This is a genomic window from Cohnella hashimotonis, from assembly GCF_030014955.1.
Lineage (GTDB): Bacteria > Bacillota > Bacilli > Paenibacillales > Paenibacillaceae > Cohnella > Cohnella hashimotonis.
In genome coordinates this window covers 7,020,258-7,036,201 of the sequence record NZ_JAGRPV010000001.1, presented here as the reverse complement: position 1 = coordinate 7,036,201, position 15,944 = coordinate 7,020,258, and the positions used below count along the sequence as shown (strand labels likewise).

The 15,944-nt window shown below is 58.4% G+C and carries 14 protein-coding genes; 13 read left to right on the top strand and 1 reads right to left on the bottom strand.

Going from position 1 to position 15,944, the window contains the following annotated elements:
• The first annotated feature begins 297 nt into the window (after positions 1-297).
• From KB449_RS27970 to KB449_RS27930, 9 genes are all read left to right on the top strand, one after another.
• Positions 298-2,037 (top strand): tetratricopeptide repeat protein, encoded by a 1,740-nt coding sequence (locus tag KB449_RS27970; protein ID WP_282911503.1) that lies wholly within the window; start codon positions 298-300, stop codon positions 2,035-2,037.
• A gap of 48 nt (positions 2,038-2,085) precedes the next feature.
• Entirely contained in the window at positions 2,086-3,036 is a 951-nt protein-coding gene (gene trxB, locus KB449_RS27965) for a thioredoxin-disulfide reductase (protein WP_282912923.1), read from the top strand.
• Positions 3,037-3,120: 84 nt separating this feature from the next.
• Positions 3,121-4,071, top strand: coding sequence for an ROK family glucokinase (locus KB449_RS27960; protein WP_282911502.1), 951 nt, complete (start codon positions 3,121-3,123; stop codon positions 4,069-4,071).
• 72 nt (positions 4,072-4,143) lie between these two features.
• Positions 4,144-5,043, top strand: coding sequence for an RNase adapter RapZ (rapZ, locus tag KB449_RS27955; RefSeq protein ID WP_282911501.1), 900 nt, complete (start codon positions 4,144-4,146; stop codon positions 5,041-5,043).
• Complete coding sequence (locus KB449_RS27950; protein WP_282911500.1) at positions 5,036-6,022, top strand: gluconeogenesis factor YvcK family protein; 987 nt, start codon at positions 5,036-5,038, stop codon at positions 6,020-6,022. The genes rapZ and KB449_RS27950 overlap by 8 nt, the downstream gene beginning before the upstream one ends.
• 7 nt (positions 6,023-6,029) lie before the next feature.
• Positions 6,030-6,965, top strand: a complete 936-nt coding sequence (gene whiA / locus KB449_RS27945) for a DNA-binding protein WhiA (RefSeq protein ID WP_282911499.1) — start codon at positions 6,030-6,032, stop codon at positions 6,963-6,965.
• 102 nt (positions 6,966-7,067) lie between these two features.
• Positions 7,068-7,337 carry an HPr family phosphocarrier protein gene (locus KB449_RS27940; protein ID WP_090117078.1) on the top strand — a complete coding sequence of 90 codons (270 nt, stop codon included), beginning with the start codon at positions 7,068-7,070 and terminating at the stop codon, positions 7,335-7,337.
• A 126-nt stretch (positions 7,338-7,463) separates the two neighbouring features.
• Positions 7,464-8,234: an SIMPL domain-containing protein gene (locus tag KB449_RS27935; protein WP_282911498.1), complete on the top strand. Its 771-nt coding sequence runs from the start codon at positions 7,464-7,466 to the stop codon at positions 8,232-8,234.
• Positions 8,235-8,468: 234 nt separating this feature from the next.
• Complete coding sequence (locus KB449_RS27930; protein ID WP_282911497.1) at positions 8,469-9,230, top strand: MerR family transcriptional regulator; 762 nt, start codon at positions 8,469-8,471, stop codon at positions 9,228-9,230.
• 56 nt (positions 9,231-9,286) lie between these two features.
• Here the strand turns inward: KB449_RS27930 and sda are convergent, their stop codons facing one another.
• Positions 9,287-9,553 carry a sporulation histidine kinase inhibitor Sda gene (gene sda / locus KB449_RS27925; RefSeq protein ID WP_282911496.1) on the bottom strand — a complete coding sequence of 89 codons (267 nt, stop codon included), beginning with the start codon at positions 9,551-9,553 and terminating at the stop codon, positions 9,287-9,289.
• A gap of 395 nt (positions 9,554-9,948) precedes the next feature.
• Here sda and KB449_RS27920 point away from each other — a divergent pair, with 395 nt between their 5' ends.
• From KB449_RS27920 to KB449_RS27905, 4 genes are all read left to right on the top strand, one after another.
• Complete coding sequence (locus KB449_RS27920; RefSeq protein ID WP_282911495.1) at positions 9,949-12,231, top strand: helix-turn-helix domain-containing protein; 2,283 nt, start codon at positions 9,949-9,951, stop codon at positions 12,229-12,231.
• Between the two features lie 285 nt (positions 12,232-12,516).
• Positions 12,517-13,404, top strand: coding sequence for an ABC transporter permease (locus tag KB449_RS27915; RefSeq protein WP_282912922.1), 888 nt, complete (start codon positions 12,517-12,519; stop codon positions 13,402-13,404).
• A 31-nt stretch (positions 13,405-13,435) separates the two neighbouring features.
• A complete protein-coding gene (locus KB449_RS27910) occupies positions 13,436-14,317 on the top strand; it encodes a carbohydrate ABC transporter permease (protein WP_282911494.1) in 882 nt (293 codons plus the stop codon).
• Positions 14,318-14,383: 66 nt separating this feature from the next.
• Entirely contained in the window at positions 14,384-15,943 is a 1,560-nt protein-coding gene (locus KB449_RS27905; protein WP_282911493.1) for an extracellular solute-binding protein, read from the top strand.
• Position 15,944: the final 1 nt, after the last annotated feature.

Here is a 15,944-nt window from a genome sequence, read left to right as displayed (position 1 = left end):
AAGCATGCTAGGCGCGGCACCCTGCGCGATTTGCGCGGGAGCCGCGTTTTTATTTGCTCGGCGGCTGCCGATGGCCGAGGCAGGGACTACGCGCGCTGCGCTTGCCGGCGGACAAGCCGCGACACGCCCGGGCGGTCCTTTTTCATTTGATGGATGCCATTGCTGTGTTATAATCGGTTTAACATATGCCGGTCCGGCCGAGGACCGGCGGCTCGCCGCGGGCGGCAGCCAACGAACCGCGATGCAAGCGAACGAATCGAACAAACTATTATACGACCGGGGGGAGGTGCCTTGACGATGAATCCGCGCAAGCGTATGGTCGCCGGCCGCCGCACCAAAGTCATTCCGTTGTCGCTGGACGCGACGTTTTTCTTTGAGCGCGCCGTCCAGTCGCTGGACCGCTATCATTACGACAAGGCGCTCAAGTATTTCCGCCGTGCCGTCGAATACGAGCCGGAGAATCCGGTGAATCACTGCAACATGGCAGGCATCCTGTCCGAGATGGGGCGCTACGAGGAGTCCAACGATATCCTGCGGTCGGTGCTGGAGCGCATCGATCCGGGCATGACGGAGTGCCATTATTATCTGGCGAACAACTATGCCAACATGGAACTCTTCGAGGCTGCCGAGGAGTCGCTCGTCACGTACCTGGAGAACGATCCGGACGGCCAGTTCCTCGACGAGGCGGACGAGTTGCTCGATCTGCTGGTTTACGAGCTCAAGCGTCCGACCAAGCTGTCCACGATCAAGGCCAAGGAGAGTCTCTACGAGCACGACAAGGCGAGGGAGCTGCTGGAGGCAGGACGTTTCTCCGAGGCCGTGCGGCTGCTGGAGGATATCCTGATCCAGAAGCCGGACTTCCTCGCGGCGCGCAACAATCTAGGGCTTGCCTATTATTATATGGGCTTGTTCGACAAGTCCGTGCAGACGATCGGCGAGGTGCTTAAGGCGGAGCCGGGTAATTTGCACGCGCTTTGCAACCTGGCTATTTTCTATCAGCACGTGAACCGGCGCGAAGATCTCGCTGCGCTGCTGAGCCTTTTGAAGAAGACGATTCCGATTCATCCCGAGCATGTATTCAAGCTGGGCACGACGATGGGAATTGTCGGCGAACACCGCGAAGCGTACATTCACTTCAACAGGCTGCTACGCAAAGGCGAGCTGTCCTCGGAGCCGAGCCTGCATCACTTCGCGGCCGTCGCATCTGCCAATATCGGAAGGTTGGACGAGGCCGAGCGACACTGGCTGCAGGCGAGGCGGCTGGACGCGTCGCCGGCCGTCGCTGATTTCTATCTGGGCAAATTGGCTAAGGTAAGACAGGGAGAAGCGAGTCCGCCGACCCAGTACCACTACCATATGCCGTTCGACGAGCAGTTTCGCGAGTGGGAAAAGCACCCCGAGCGGATCTCCGAGACGCTCAAGAAGGATCCGCTCGTGCGCTCCTCATTTTTCTGGGCGCTGCGCCACGGCGATCGCCGGACCAAGATGCAGGTCATCCAGGCGCTGGGTCTGGTTGCCGACGAAGAGGTCATCGAGGCGCTGAAGGCATTTCTCGTCGACGCGGAGGAAGAGGACGACCTGAAGCGGGTCGCCGTGCTCGTGCTGCGCTCGATTGGCGTCGAGGACGCGCTCGCGGTCGTCTTCGACGGCCGGTCGCTCACGCTCGACGCGAGGCGCAGGTCCGCCAGGCTGCCGGTCTGGGACAGCGACTGGCAGGGCGTGCTGGAGCAGGCGATGGAGCGAATGGCCGGACGGTACGACGTCGTGCAGCAGCATGACATGATGACGCTGTGGGTCGATTATCTCTCCCGCGTCTATCCGGATGTGCCCAAGCTTCGCAATGCGGCAGGCTGGGCTGCGGCGCTCGAATATTGGACGGCGAAAATGCACCGCAGGAGCATTACATACGCCGAGCTGATGGACGTATACGGCGCTTCGCAGGCTAGCATCAGCCGTTATGCGGGACGAATCGACGAGGCTTGCGGCATCCGCGAGAAGTTGAAGCTGACGAACCGCGCATTTCAGGATCGCCCTTAATCAGGAAATATCTCAACAATAGGCCGAGGAGGACCAGAACGCATGACTATCTATAAGAGCATCGTAATCGGAACAGGACCGGCGGGCCTCACGGCCGCCATCTATTTGGCGCGCGCGAACATGAACCCGCTGGTCATCGAAGGCCCGGAGCCGGGCGGACAGTTGACCACGACGACCGAGGTCGAGAACTTCCCCGGCTTCCCCGAAGGCATTATGGGACCCGACCTGATGGCCAACATGCGCAAGCAGGCGGAGCGCTTCGGCGCGCAGTTCCGCACGGGCTGGATCAACTCGGTCGAGCTCGGCGAGCGGCCGTTCACGCTCCATCTCGAAGGCGGCGAGACGCTGCAGGGCGAGAGCCTCATCATCTCGACGGGCGCTTCGGCCAAGTACCTGGGCATCGCCGGCGAGAAGGACAACGTCGGACGCGGCGTCAGCACGTGTGCGACCTGCGACGGATTTTTCTTTCGCAACAAGAAGATTATCGTCGTCGGCGGCGGCGACTCCGCGATGGAAGAAGCGAATTTCCTGACGCGCTTCGCTTCGGAGCTGACGCTGGTTCACCGCCGCGAGGAGCTGCGCGCTTCGAAAATCATGCAGGACCGTGCGCGGGAGAATCCCAAGATCGATTGGGGACTCGACAAGACGCCGCTCGAGGTCGTCGCAGGCCCGCTGGGCGTCACCGGCCTGAAGGTCCGCGACAACAAGACGGGCGAAGAAGAAGTGCTGGCAACGGACGGCGTCTTCATCGCCATCGGCCATACGCCGAACACCAAGTTCCTCGGCGGCCAGGTCGAGACCGACGAGAACGGCTATATCGTGACGAAGCCGGGTTCCTCCGAGACCAATATTCCGGGCGTATTCGCTTGCGGCGACGTGCAGGATACCAAGTATCGCCAGGCGATCACCGCCGCGGGCAGCGGCTGCATGGCCGCGCTCGATTGCGAGAAGTATCTCGAGGGAAGCATGGTTCACGACTGGAGCCAGACGCTGGGCTGATCGGCAGAATGAGGCGCGCCGGCCTTGAGGTCGGCGCTTCTCGCTTGATGACTTATCCAATACTTTCAAGAGGTGTCTAACACTATGTCTCAATCGCTATACGTTGGCGTCGACCTGGGCGGCACGACGATCAAGATTGGTCTTTGCAACCACCTCGGCGAGCTTCTGCGGACCTATGAAGGACCGACCGAGACCGAGCTCGGCACCGACCGCATTTTGGACAATATCGCGGCTTACGTGCATTCGCTCGTGCCTCCCGGCACGCCGGAGTGGGAGCAGGTTCACGGCATCGGCATCGGCATTGCCGGCTTCCTCGACATTCCGGGCGGTGTCATCAAGTTCTCCGCGAACCTGCCTTTCCGGCAAGTGCCGGTCCGGCATATCATGGAGGAGAAGCTCGGCAAGCCGGTCAAGATCAACAACGACGCCAACGTTGCCGCGTTGGGCGAAGTGTGGGGCGGCGCAGGCCGCGGCGTGCATAATTGCGTGTGCTACACGCTCGGCACCGGCGTCGGCGGCGGCATCATCGTGAACGGCCGGCTGATCGAGGGCTTTAACGGCATGGCGGGCGAGCTGGGCCATATCTCCATCGTCCCCGATCTTGAGGCCATCCAGTGCGGCTGCGGCCAGATGGGGTGCCTCGAGACGGTATCGTCGGCGACCGGCATCATCCGCATGGCGAACGACGCCGTGGCGCGCGGCGACCGGACTTCGCTGTCGCTCGTCGACAAGATCATGGCGAAGGACGTATTCGACGCTGCGAAGGCGGGGGACGAAGTGTCTCAGCGCATCGTGGCGCGGGCGGCCTTCTACCTGGGCAAGTCGATGGCGGCGCTCGCGGTCATCGTCAATCCGCAGCGGTTCATCATCGGCGGCGGCGTGAGCAAGGCCGGCGAATATCTGTTCGAGCAGATCCGCGAGACGTTCGAGAAGTTCTCCACGGATACGGCGAAGGAAGGCGTGGACATCGTTCCTGCCGAGCTGGGCAACAATGCCGGCGTCGTCGGCGCGGCCGGACTTTTCTTATACGCTTAATTCGATTGAGAGGCGCCTGCTTGTCCGGTCAACGGCGGTCAGGCGCTTCGCATGTGGCAGGGAGGGATGCACGTGGACACTACGAACTCGACGGTATCAAGGCCGACGCTCGTCATCATCACGGGGATGTCGGGCGCGGGCAAGACGATCGCGGTGCAGAGCATGGAGGATCTCGGCTTTTTTTGCGTCGATAACCTGCCGCCGGTGCTCATTCCGAAGTTTGCCGAGCTTATCGATCAATCCCAAGGCCGTATCGGCAAAGTCGCGCTCGTCATCGACCTCCGCGGCCGGGAGTTTTTCACGGCGCTGTCCGAGTCGCTGAACTATATTCGCGAGCACTATACGCTGCACTACGAGATCCTGTTTCTCGACGCGACCGATTCGGTACTCGTCCAACGCTACAAGGAGACTCGCCGCAGGCATCCGCTCGCGCCAGAAGGGATGCCGCTCGAAGGCATCCATGCCGAGCGCAAGCTTCTTGAGGATCTCAAGGGCTGGGCGACGCAGGTCATCGACACGAGCAGCATCAAGCCTGCCCAGCTCAAAGACAAGATCATCTCAAGGTTCACCGAAGAAGGCCGCAATTCGCTGGCCGTCAACGTCACGTCGTTCGGCTTCAAGTATGGCGTGCCGATCGACGCGGATCTGATTTTCGACGTGCGCTTTTTGCCGAATCCGCATTACGTGGAAAATCTGCGGCCCAAGACGGGGCAGGATGCCGAAGTTTACGACTACGTCATGAAGTGGCCGGAAACGCAGACGTTTCTCGCCAAGCTGCTCGATATGCTGCAGTATCTTATCCCGCTGTACCACAAGGAAGGCAAGAGCCAGGTCGTCATCGGCATCGGCTGCACCGGCGGCAAGCACCGCTCCGTCGCGCTCGCAGAGTATCTCGGCCGCATGCTGAGCGCAGGCGAGACCGAGGCAGTCCGCGTCAGCCACCGCGACGCAGAGAGAGACCGTCATGGCTAAGGCGGGGCAGGGCGCCAGGAAAGCCCGGATCGTCGTCATCGGCGGCGGTACGGGATTGTCCGTTATGCTCCGGGGACTCAAGCAAAAGCCCCTCGACATCACCGCGATCGTCACAGTAGCCGACGACGGGGGGAGCTCGGGCATTCTGCGCTCGGAGCTGCAGATGCCGCCGCCGGGAGATATCCGCAACGTGCTCACCGCGCTTGCGGATACCGAGCCGCTTCTGGCCGACATGCTTTCCTACCGCTTCATGGGCGGCGCGGGATTGGCCGGTCACAGCTTGGGCAATCTGATATTGGCGGCGATGACCGACATCTCGGGCGATTTTGTCGCCGGGGTCAGAGAGCTGAGCCGGGTGCTTGCGGTGCGGGGACGCGTGCTGCCTGCCGCCAATCAGGCGATCCTCCTGAAGGCCGAGATGGAGGACGGCAGCATCGTCGAGGGAGAGTCGCAAATTCCGAAGTCCGGACTTGCGATCAGACGCGTCTTCATCGAGCCGGCCGACGTTGAGCCGCTCGAGGAAGCGGTCGAGGCGATCGCCGAGGCCGACGCGATTCTGATCGGTCCGGGCAGCCTGTACACGAGCATTATGCCCAACCTGCTCGTGCCCAAGCTCGCGGAGGCGATCCTGAACGCGCAGGCCGTCAAGATTTTCGTATGCAACGTCATGACGCAGCCCGGAGAAACCGACAACTACTCGGTCGGCGACCACCTCCATGCGATTCATGCGCATATCGGCCATCATTTATTCGACTATGTTATCGTGAACAACGGGGAGATCCCCCCGCAAGTGCACAGCATGTATGCGGAGCAGGGCTCGGCGGCCGTCCATCTGGACCTGGACGAGGTGGAGCGGCGCGGTTACAAAGTGATCGCCGACCGCCTGGTGCTGTTCCGGACCTATCTGCGCCATGACGCCGCGAAGCTGAGCGAGCATATCTACCAGCTGGTGGAGGACTGGATGCTGAGAAAGGAGTGAAGGCGACGTGTCGTTCGCCGCGCAGACCAAAAAAGAATTGACGCTCGTGGAGTCCGAAGGCTGCTGCGATATCGCCGAGCTGTCGGCGCTAATCCGGATGAACGGCTCGGTGTCGCTGACCAACAAGCGAATCGTGCTCGACATTTCCACTGAAAACGCGGCCATCGCCCGGCGTATTTATACTTTGATGAAGCGGCACTATCCCGTGCCGACCGAGCTGCTCGTACGCAAAAAGATGCGGCTCAAGAAAAACAACGTCTACATCGTTCGCGTGCCTGCAGGCGTCGAGCAGCTGCTCGGCGAGCTGAAGATCGCGAGCGCCGGCTTCCAGTTCAATTCGGATATCGACAAGGATCTCGTGCGCAAGCCTTGCTGCAAAAAAGCTTACCTGCGCGGCGCCTTCCTCGCCGGCGGATCCGTGAACAATCCGGAGGGCTCGTCTTACCATCTGGAGATCGCCTCCATGTACGAGGAGCACTGCAAGGCGCTCGTGGATCTCGCGAACAAGTTTCACCTCAACGCCAGGTTCATCGAACGCAAGAAGGGCTTCATTTTGTACATCAAGGAAGGCGAGAAAATCATCGAGTTCCTCAGCATCATCGGCGCGCACCAGGCCCTGTTCAAGTTCGAGGACGTACGCATCATGCGGGACATGCGCAATTCGGTTAACCGGATCGTGAACTGCGAGACCGCGAATCTCAACAAGACGATCGGAGCCGCCGTCCGCCAGATCGATAACATCAAGCTGCTGCAAAAGGAAGTCGGACTCGAGAACATACCCGACAAGCTGCGCGAGGTCGCGGAGATCCGGCTTATGCATCCCGATATGAACCTGAAGGAAGTCGGGGATATGCTGAAGGGACAGGTCAGCAAATCCGGCGTCAATCACCGGCTTCGCAAAATCGACGAATGGGCCGAAAAAATACGGGGCGGGGCTTTATAAGCCTGTGGCACAACCAAGCGCTCTAATGCTATAATAGATAACAAACCATGTGCGGTGGGTCCCGTGTACCGGGATGAGAACAAAGACAGGGGGATTCGTTCCATGACGAGACAGCCGGTTGTTGTTCGGCTTAAGACGGGGCTTCACGCCAGACCGGCGGCCTTATTCGTGCAAGAAGCCAATAAATTCTCCTCTGACGTGTTCGTGGAGAAGGAAGACAAGCGCGTGAACGCGAAGAGCATCATGGGTATCATGAGTCTGGCGATCAGCTCGGGCACTGAAGTATCCATTAGTGCGGAAGGTTCGGACGCAGAGCAAGCTGTAACCGCTTTAGTCCAACTGGTCAGCAAGGAAGAGCTGGAGAACCAATAACAAGCAGATGCGCGAGCTCCCGGACGGGGGCTTTTTGCTTTTTTCGGACTATTTTTTGGTTGGGCTGCAACCTTTTGCCTATAATATCCGTTGGAGTAGACAAACCTGAATATGGAGGCGTCTATAATGGGTAAAAGGACCGTGCAAGTGGCATTACTGGCCGTAACGATGGTAGCTGCAGGTTGGTTCGGAGCGACGAAGCTGGGGGCGGATCAAGCATTGGCGGAGACAACAGGCACCGTACAAGCGGCAAACGTTCAAAACGCAGTGACGGTAGGGGCCGAGGGCTCGATAAAGGTGGACCCGGACGTGGCTTACTTGAGCTTCGGCGTAGACGCGCGAGGCAAGACGGCGCAGGAGGCCCAGCAGGCCTCGGCGGCGAAGTTCGCGGCAGTCGAGAAGACGCTGTACGACACGTACAAGATCGATAAGAAGGACGTGCAGACGACAAACTTCGGCGTGCAGCCGGAGTACAACTATACGGAAAAGGATGGCCAGGTGCTTAAGGGCTATCTTGCGACGCATTCGGTGCGCGTCGCTTACCGCGACCTCGCCGGCATCGGCAAGCTGCTGGACGCGGTATCCGCGGCAGGCGCGAACCGGGTGGACGGCGTGCAGTTCGGCACGGAGAAGCAGGACCAATATGAGCTCGATGCGTTGAAGAAGGCGATGACCAATGCAGGCGCGAAGGCTTCGGTACTCGCGACGTCGGCCAGCCGCACACTGGGACCGGTCATCAACATCGTGCAGGGCAACGCGGCGAACGTGCCGATCGTCACTGCCAACTTCGATCAGATGAAGATGGCCACGGCATCCGCTGCAGGAGTCTCATCCTCCGTGCAAAGCGGACAGATCGAGATTTCGGCGAGCGTGACGGTGCAGTACCAATTGAAGTAATAAGCGTCGCGCGCGGCGCGGGAAGAGCCGCTCTCCGGTTGGAGGGCGGCTTTTATGTTGTGGAGGAAGCGGGCGGTAAGCGAGAGGGGACGCGGGCGAATATGACCGGAAAAACCGGATAACTGATGCGTGAGCGTGGGTTAGGCTGGAGATAGCCGGAAAAACCGGATAACGGTCTTGACCCTCCCCTTGGAGGAGGCCGTACGATCGGAATATCCCATAGGAGGTGTTCGCATGCGATATACGGTAAAGGAAATGTCGGCATTGTCGAAAGTAACGATCAAGGCGCTTCATCATTATCACAAGATCGGCTTGCTCGTACCGGCGGAGGTCAGCGAGGCGGGCTACCGGCTATACGGCCAGGAGGAGATCGAGCGGCTGCAGGAGATTTTGTTCTACAGAGAGCTGGAATTTCCGCTTGAGGAGATCAAGCGGTTGTTGGCCGGGGCGCCGGATCGTCTGCATATCCTTGAAAATCAACGCGAGCTTATTCGAGAGCGACAGCGGCGCATGGAGCGTCTGTCCGTCACGCTGGAGGCTTCGATCGTGTCGGCGCGGGAGGGGGCTGCTCTGCCGGCTGCTGAATTGTTTGCCGGATTCGGCACGGCGGAGGAATGGGAAGCGGCGCTGGCGGAGCAGCGGCGGCATCTGAAGGAAACGTACGACTTTGAGCTGCCCGGCGCAGAGGCGATCGACCCCATAAAGCTGAATCGACAAGCAGCCGAGGCGGCGAGGTTTATGGAGAGCATGGCAAACGCGCTTCGCGAAGGACGCGCACATGACGATAAAGGAGTGCATTCACAAATCGAACGTCACCTGGCTGCACGCGCGGAGGAGGGGCAGGCTGTAAGCCCGGACGATTATGCGGCGCAGACCCATTTTTTCCTAGGCGATGCTTTCCACCGGGGGATGCTGGAGTCAATGCAGATCGGCCTGTCCTACTTTATGTGCCTTGCCGCGGAATCCTATTCGCAAGCTGCTCGTCGCACGCCATGAAAAAGCCCCCTTTGCGGCCGGTAAACCGGCAACAGAGGGGGCTTTTGATAGATGGATTAAGCCTTGAGGCGGTGCTCGAGGTTGCGCAGTTCAATGGCATCCTCCAACAGCTCGATGAACTCGTTGGACAAGTTCATTTTTTTCGCTTCGCGATAAACCTCAAGCAGATGCTCGTCCTTGAGCGGGCGGAGCAGGGAGGCTTTATCCTTAAGCGTACGTGCGATCATATGGCTTGAATCATCGTTAAAAGTATGGGACGGCGGGATCGGGTTCTCGGATGAGTGACGCGGCACCAAGTGCAAGGAATGATAAGATTGGTTCATTGTAAATCTCCCTTCCGGCTTGCTGTCCAATTCCTATTCCATAGCAATATATGGGGGGAAATGGTACGACTTGTGATTATAGAATAACATGCATAAGAGCGTCCGAAGAGGGGGCACTCGAGTTGTTAAATTTCCCTTGACGAAAATAACGATTTGTGTTAATGATTCAACTTCACCAATACAGGAAGCAGGCCTTACCCTTACTTACCCAAATATCGTTCAACTTTCGCCGGAAATTCAGACAAACGGCGTTTACAGTATAATTGTGAGAATGGCGACAAAGCGGACAGCGGATATATAACGGAACAGCCGCCCGTGATTATTGACGGAACCTTGTGATATTGACTAAGCTGGGGCGGCCCCCCTGCGGGCAAAATACCGGGGGTGGACCAGAGATGAGGCCGTTGCGTTCGCGATATTACCACAAGCTGATCCTGTTTGCCGTATGCCTGATTACGCTGCCTGTCGCCGTGGTCGGCGGCTTTTCCTATTATCGTTCTTCCGATACGATCCAGGAAAAGGTGAATGGCAGCTCCTTGCAGCTGTTGATGCTCACCAGACAGCAGGTGGAGCAGATTCTGGTAACAGCCGATAATGCCCTGACGCAGCTCGCGTCCAGCTCCACGCTCTCCAAAGCGCTGAACAACGACGTATCCGCGCTGAACCGCAGCGACAACGTTCAGCTGATCAATGACCTGCGGGAAGGAATGGGCCGGATCAAGCTCCATGACAGCGGCACGGGAGAAGTGAAGTTCGTGCAGTTGCGCTATGCCTGGAGTCTGTCCACGACCTTCGGCTTTGTCAAATACGATCCGGAGGAGCGGGATTGGCGGGATGCCGTTCGTTTAAAAAAAGGCGCGTACTGGACCATCGGCGAGCAGGCAATCAGTTATGTCAAGCCGCTGCCGGCTGTATCCTTGGACCCTTCCGCCGTCGTGAGCCTGAGCATACCATACGCCGACATCAGCCGTTATCTGACTCCCCGACAGGAGATGGGGATGCCGTTCGTTTATGACCGGGAATTTCATATGATCCATGACCAGCTGCCGCTGGCCGATGAGCAATTGCCGGATTTGGACCGCTATGCGAAGCAGATCGAAGACACCGGGCTTCAGCAAGGGTTGATACCCGTGCGCGTGAACGGCGAGAGCTACAATATTATTTTCACCAAATCGGATTATAACGGGGGATGGACTTACGCATCCTTCATCTCCGTCAGGGAGATGACGAAGGAAGCGGAAGCCATCAAGTGGTTCACGCTAGCGGTCTGTCTGCTGGTGGTGACTGCCGGCGTTGCGCTTTCCCTTCCGGGCACCAGAAGCATTTACGTGCCGGTAAGGCGCTTGTACGACCAGGTTGTCGTCGCTCCGGGGCGCGGCAAGCCCGTCGAGGTCAAGGATGAATTCGAAGAGATCGGCGAGAAGGTCAGGCATATCCTCCTCAGCGAGAAACGTTTGAACAGCGAATTGGAGCATCAGCGCAAGCAGCTTAACGACTTTCTGATGCTGAAGCTTTTCCTGGGAGAAGCCAGACCGAAGGAGATCGAAGACAAACTGGGAGCGAACGCGTCGCAGTGGGCCGAAATGAATGTCGTCGTGGTCGCGATCGACACGTGGGAGGGGACGCGTTACGGCGAGAGCGACCGAAACCTGCTGTTGTTCGCAGCCGGCAATATCGTGTCCGACCTGGTCATGCCCGAGCACCGGCTGCTTGCGCCCATCGTCTCTGACCAGTCCATTCTGTTTCTCTTCGGCAGCGCATTCGACTCCCGCGAAGCGCATGGACAGCTGCTGGACAGCCTTACCGGGAGCATTCAGCAGATGATCAAAGCCTACCTGAAGCTGCAAACGAGCATCGGCATCAGCCGCGCCTTCCACAGCCTGTCGGGGGCCGGCAGAGCTTACAAAGAGGCGCTGAACGCGCTTGATTATCGCATCAAGCTCGGATATGAATCCGTTCTGTATATGGATGACGTGTCGCTGAGCCGGCGTACGGTTCCGGAGTATCCTGAAATGCTGAAGAACGAACTGGTCGACGCCATCAAGCTTTATGACCGTGAACGGGCTTGCGGGCTGCTTCGGCAGTTTTCCGCGGAAATCTTCAGCAACCCGATGTCGAATCGCGAGTACCGGATGATGATGATCGTGCTCCTGGCCGATCTCCTGAAGCTGCTGCGGGAATTCGGCGAGCTGCCGCAGGCTCTGTTCGGGGAGGAAAAATCGCTGTTCGACCAGGTATTCGAGCTGCGGACGCCGGACGAGATGATCCAATGGTTCAACGAACGCCTCATTATTCCCGCGATCGGGCTGCTGGAGGAAATGAAGGCGACCCGGCACCGCAGCATCTCCAGCGAACTGATCCGCATGGTTCAGGAGGAATACGATACCGATCTGACCTTGGAGGCATGCGCATCCCGTCTCCACTATCATCCCGATTATGTCCGGCATGTCTTCCGGCGCGAGGCCGGCATGCCCTTCGGCGAATATCTGGCCTTGCACAGGCTGAGCGTCGCCAAGACGTGGCTGGCGGAGACCTCCATGAAAATAGCCGAGATCGCGGAAAGGCTGCAGTATACGAACTCTCAGAACTTTATCCGGTACTTCAGGAAAATGGAGGGGATGACGCCGGGACAATACCGCAATGCCCAATACGACGAATACGACGCGGACCGCCGATAACGGCGGCCGCGTTTTTTTGCGCGGCGGCCAAAGCCGCCGTGGATCATTTCCGAGCCGCGCCTGATCATTTCCGGACACCGGCCGTGGCTGCGCGTTAGAGCCGAACCGGATTATTGCCCGAACCGCCGCGCGTTCCGTATGCTGAAGCTGCTCATGAGCCGGCTCAACGAAATGGAGGCAAACAAGATGAAGCAACCGGATTCCCTGGCGTCATCCATGATAAGTCCTGCGCCTCTGGCAAGAAGGCGGGCGCTCAGACGGGAGCTGTGGACGCGACGCATCCGTATGGTCAGGATGGACTATTGGCTCTACCTGATGCTGCTCCCGGGACTCTTATATTTTCTCGTATTCAAATATATCCCGATGTGGGGCGTGCTGCTGGCCTTTAAGGATTACCAGCCGTTCAGCGGCTTCTGGGGCAGCCCTTGGGTGGGTTTCAAGCATTTTGAGCGTTTTTTCACGGATCCTTCCTTCTGGATTCTGTTCCGCAACACGTTCATTATCGCCTTCTATAATCTGGTCTTCTTTTTCCCGCTGCCCATCATCGTCGCGCTGATGCTCAACGAGATCAAGAACGAGACGTTCAAGCGTCTGGCCCAGACCTTCATTTATGTACCTCACTTCTTCTCCTGGGTGGTCATATCGGGCATCACCTACATCATGCTGACCACGGAGGGCGGCATTGTTAATCAGGTCATCGAATTTTTCGGCGGGGAGAAGATCAATTTTCTGCTGAGCGAGAATTGGTTTCGCACCATTATTACTTCCCAGGCGATCTGGAAGGAAACGGGCTGGGGCACGATCATTTTCCTGGCAGCGCTGGCAGGCGTGGATCCCTCCTTGTACGAGGCGGCGCGGATGGACGGCGCCAACCGGTTCAAGCAGCTCCTGCACATTACGCTTCCCGCCATTCGCAGCACAATCGTCATTCTGTTGATTCTCCGGCTGGGCAACTTCCTTCATCTCGGCTTCGAGCAGATCTATCTGATGCTGAACGGCATGAACCGGGACGTAGGGGAAATCTTCGATACTTATATCTACACCAACGGCATTCAGCGCGGCTTGTTCAGCTATACGACGGCCGTCGGACTGTTCAATTCCCTGGTGGGGCTGGTGCTGATCGTCATTTCCAATAAGCTTGCCAAAAAATTCGGCGAAGAAGGCGTGTACTAGCCTTCCGCGTCCAGCAGAAAGGAGCTTGGCCATGATCCGCGAGTATAGTGCGGCAAGCAGGCTGTTTACCGCATTCATTTACATCGCCGTCGGTTTATTCGCGCTGGTAACGATCATCCCCTTCATTCATCTGATCGCGGCTTCCCTCACGACGGCAGAGGAGCTTCGGGAAAAATCGTTTATTTTGTTTCCTCGCGTCATTTCCTGGGATTCCTACGCTTACATTCTCAGCACGAATACGGTCCTCCGCAGCATGGGGGTTACGGTGCTGATCACCGTGACGGGAACGTTCGTGAATATTGCCATGACCACGCTCATGGCCTATCCGCTGGCGCACAAGACCCTGCTGGGCCGGGACCGCATCATGCTCCTCGTGCTGTTTACCATGATATTCAGCGGCGGCATGATTCCGTCTTTTATCCTGGTCAAGCAGCTGGGCATGCTTAACACTTACTCGTCGGTCATTATTCCCGGCGCCATCAACGCTTTTAATCTCATCGTCATTAAAAACTTCTTTCAGCAGCTGCCCGACGGTCTCGAAGAATCGGCCAAGATGGACGGCGCGAGCCATCCTTATATTTTGGCCCGGATCGTGATACCGCTGTCCCTGCCCGCCATCGCCACGTTCTCCCTGTTTTATGCGGTGGGCCATTGGAACGCGTTTCTGGCGCCGATTCTTTATCTGAACGATCCCGATAAGTGGCCGGTGCAGGTGCTGATGCGGCAGATCGTCATCCTGTCCCAAGGGGGCGTGGGCGACGCCACGGACATGGGCCCGGACTTCGTGCTTCCGCCGGAGCAGACGCTCAAATCCGCGGTCATCGTTTTCGCCAATCTGCCGATCCTCCTGGTCTATCCGTTTTTGCAGAAGCACTTCGCCAAGGGCGTGCTGTTGGGCTCGGTAAAAGGCTGATCGGCCGCAGGGCTGCCGGCTTTTCACATATGCGGTACACTTTAAACAAAGGGAGAGGTTGTCAGGATGAAAAGATGGAACAAGCTTTTGCCGGTCATCGGCGTAGGTGCGATGTCGGCGGGGCTGCTGGCCGGCTGCGGAGGAAATAACGAGGGGGCGGCAAGCGCGCCGTCGGGCGGCACCGCAGCTGCCGCTTCTTCAGCCGCTTCGGAGACGGCCAAGGAGCCGGTCGCGATCTCCATGATGATGCCGTATTACTCCACGGAAGCGCCCAAGAACAATCCGATCGTCAAGAAGCTGGAGGAAATGACGAACACCAAGCTGGATATCACCTGGGTGCCGGACGCGGCGTACAAGGATAAACTGTCCGTCAGTCTGGCCTCCGGCGATCTGAAGCAGGCGACGGTCATCTCCCATCTGGACGGGGTTATTTACGCGCCGGCGGTTGTAAGCGGTGTCCGTTCCGGCGCCTTCTGGGAGATCGGGCCGATGCTGAAGGACTTTCCGAACCTCAGCGCCAAGCTCAACCCGGATGTCCTGCGGAATGCCTCCCATGACGGCAAGAACTACGCCTTGTATCGTCCTCGGGTACTGGCTCGCGGCGGAATCATCTACCGCAAGGACTGGCTGGACAAAGTGGGGCTCTCGGAGCCCAAGACGCTGGATGAGCTGTACGAGGTTATCAAGGCCTTTACGCTGAACGATCCGGACGGGAACGGCAAGAACGATACCTACGGTCTCGTGTCCCGCAAGGGCTTCAACGATTTTCATATGCTGGCGGGCTTCTTCGGGGCGGGCAACGACTACGAGGAGCGGGACGGCAAGCTGGTTCCCAGCTTTACGACGGAGGAGCAACTGAACGCACTGAAGTTTTTCAAGCGGCTCTACGACGAGAAGCTGGTGAACCCGGACTTCGCGGTGACGGAAGGCAACCAGTCCAGGGCGATGCTGGAGGGAGGCAAGGCGGGCATGATGATCTCCACCGCGCTCGACGATGCGCCGAGCATGGACGTCGCCGTCAAGAAAACCAATCCGCAGGGCGAAATCGACGTCATCTCGCGGATCGAGGGCCCGAAGGGCGAGCGGATCATGGCTTCTCCAGGCTACAACGGCATCTTCATGTTCCCCAAGAGCGCGGTGGAAACGGAAGAGGAGATGAGACAGATTCTCGGCTTCTTCGATAAGATGTTCGACGAAGAAGTCGCCAATCTGCTGGCCTGGGGCATCGAAGGGACGCATTATCATCTGGAGGACGGGTTGGTCGCCGCCACGGAGCAGGAGCTTGCTCTGCGGACCGAGGACAGACTGCCGATCGTTCAATTGTCCGTCGTCAGCGACGAGATCCCGACCCTGAAGGCGAAGGATACGCCGCTGGCCGGCAAGGTCAAGCAGATGTTCGCAGACAATGTGTCGATCGCGGTGTCCAATCCGGCGTTCTCCATCCAGTCGCAGACGCTCACCGAGAAGAGCGGCGAGCTCGATAAGATCAAGAACGATGCGCGGCTGCAATATATTTTGGGCGAGATCGACGATGCCGGCTGGAGCAAAGCTGTCGAGAAGTGGATGAAGGCCGGCGGTTCGCAGGGGATGGAGGAGCTGAACGCGGAGTATGTCAAGCTGAAGTGAC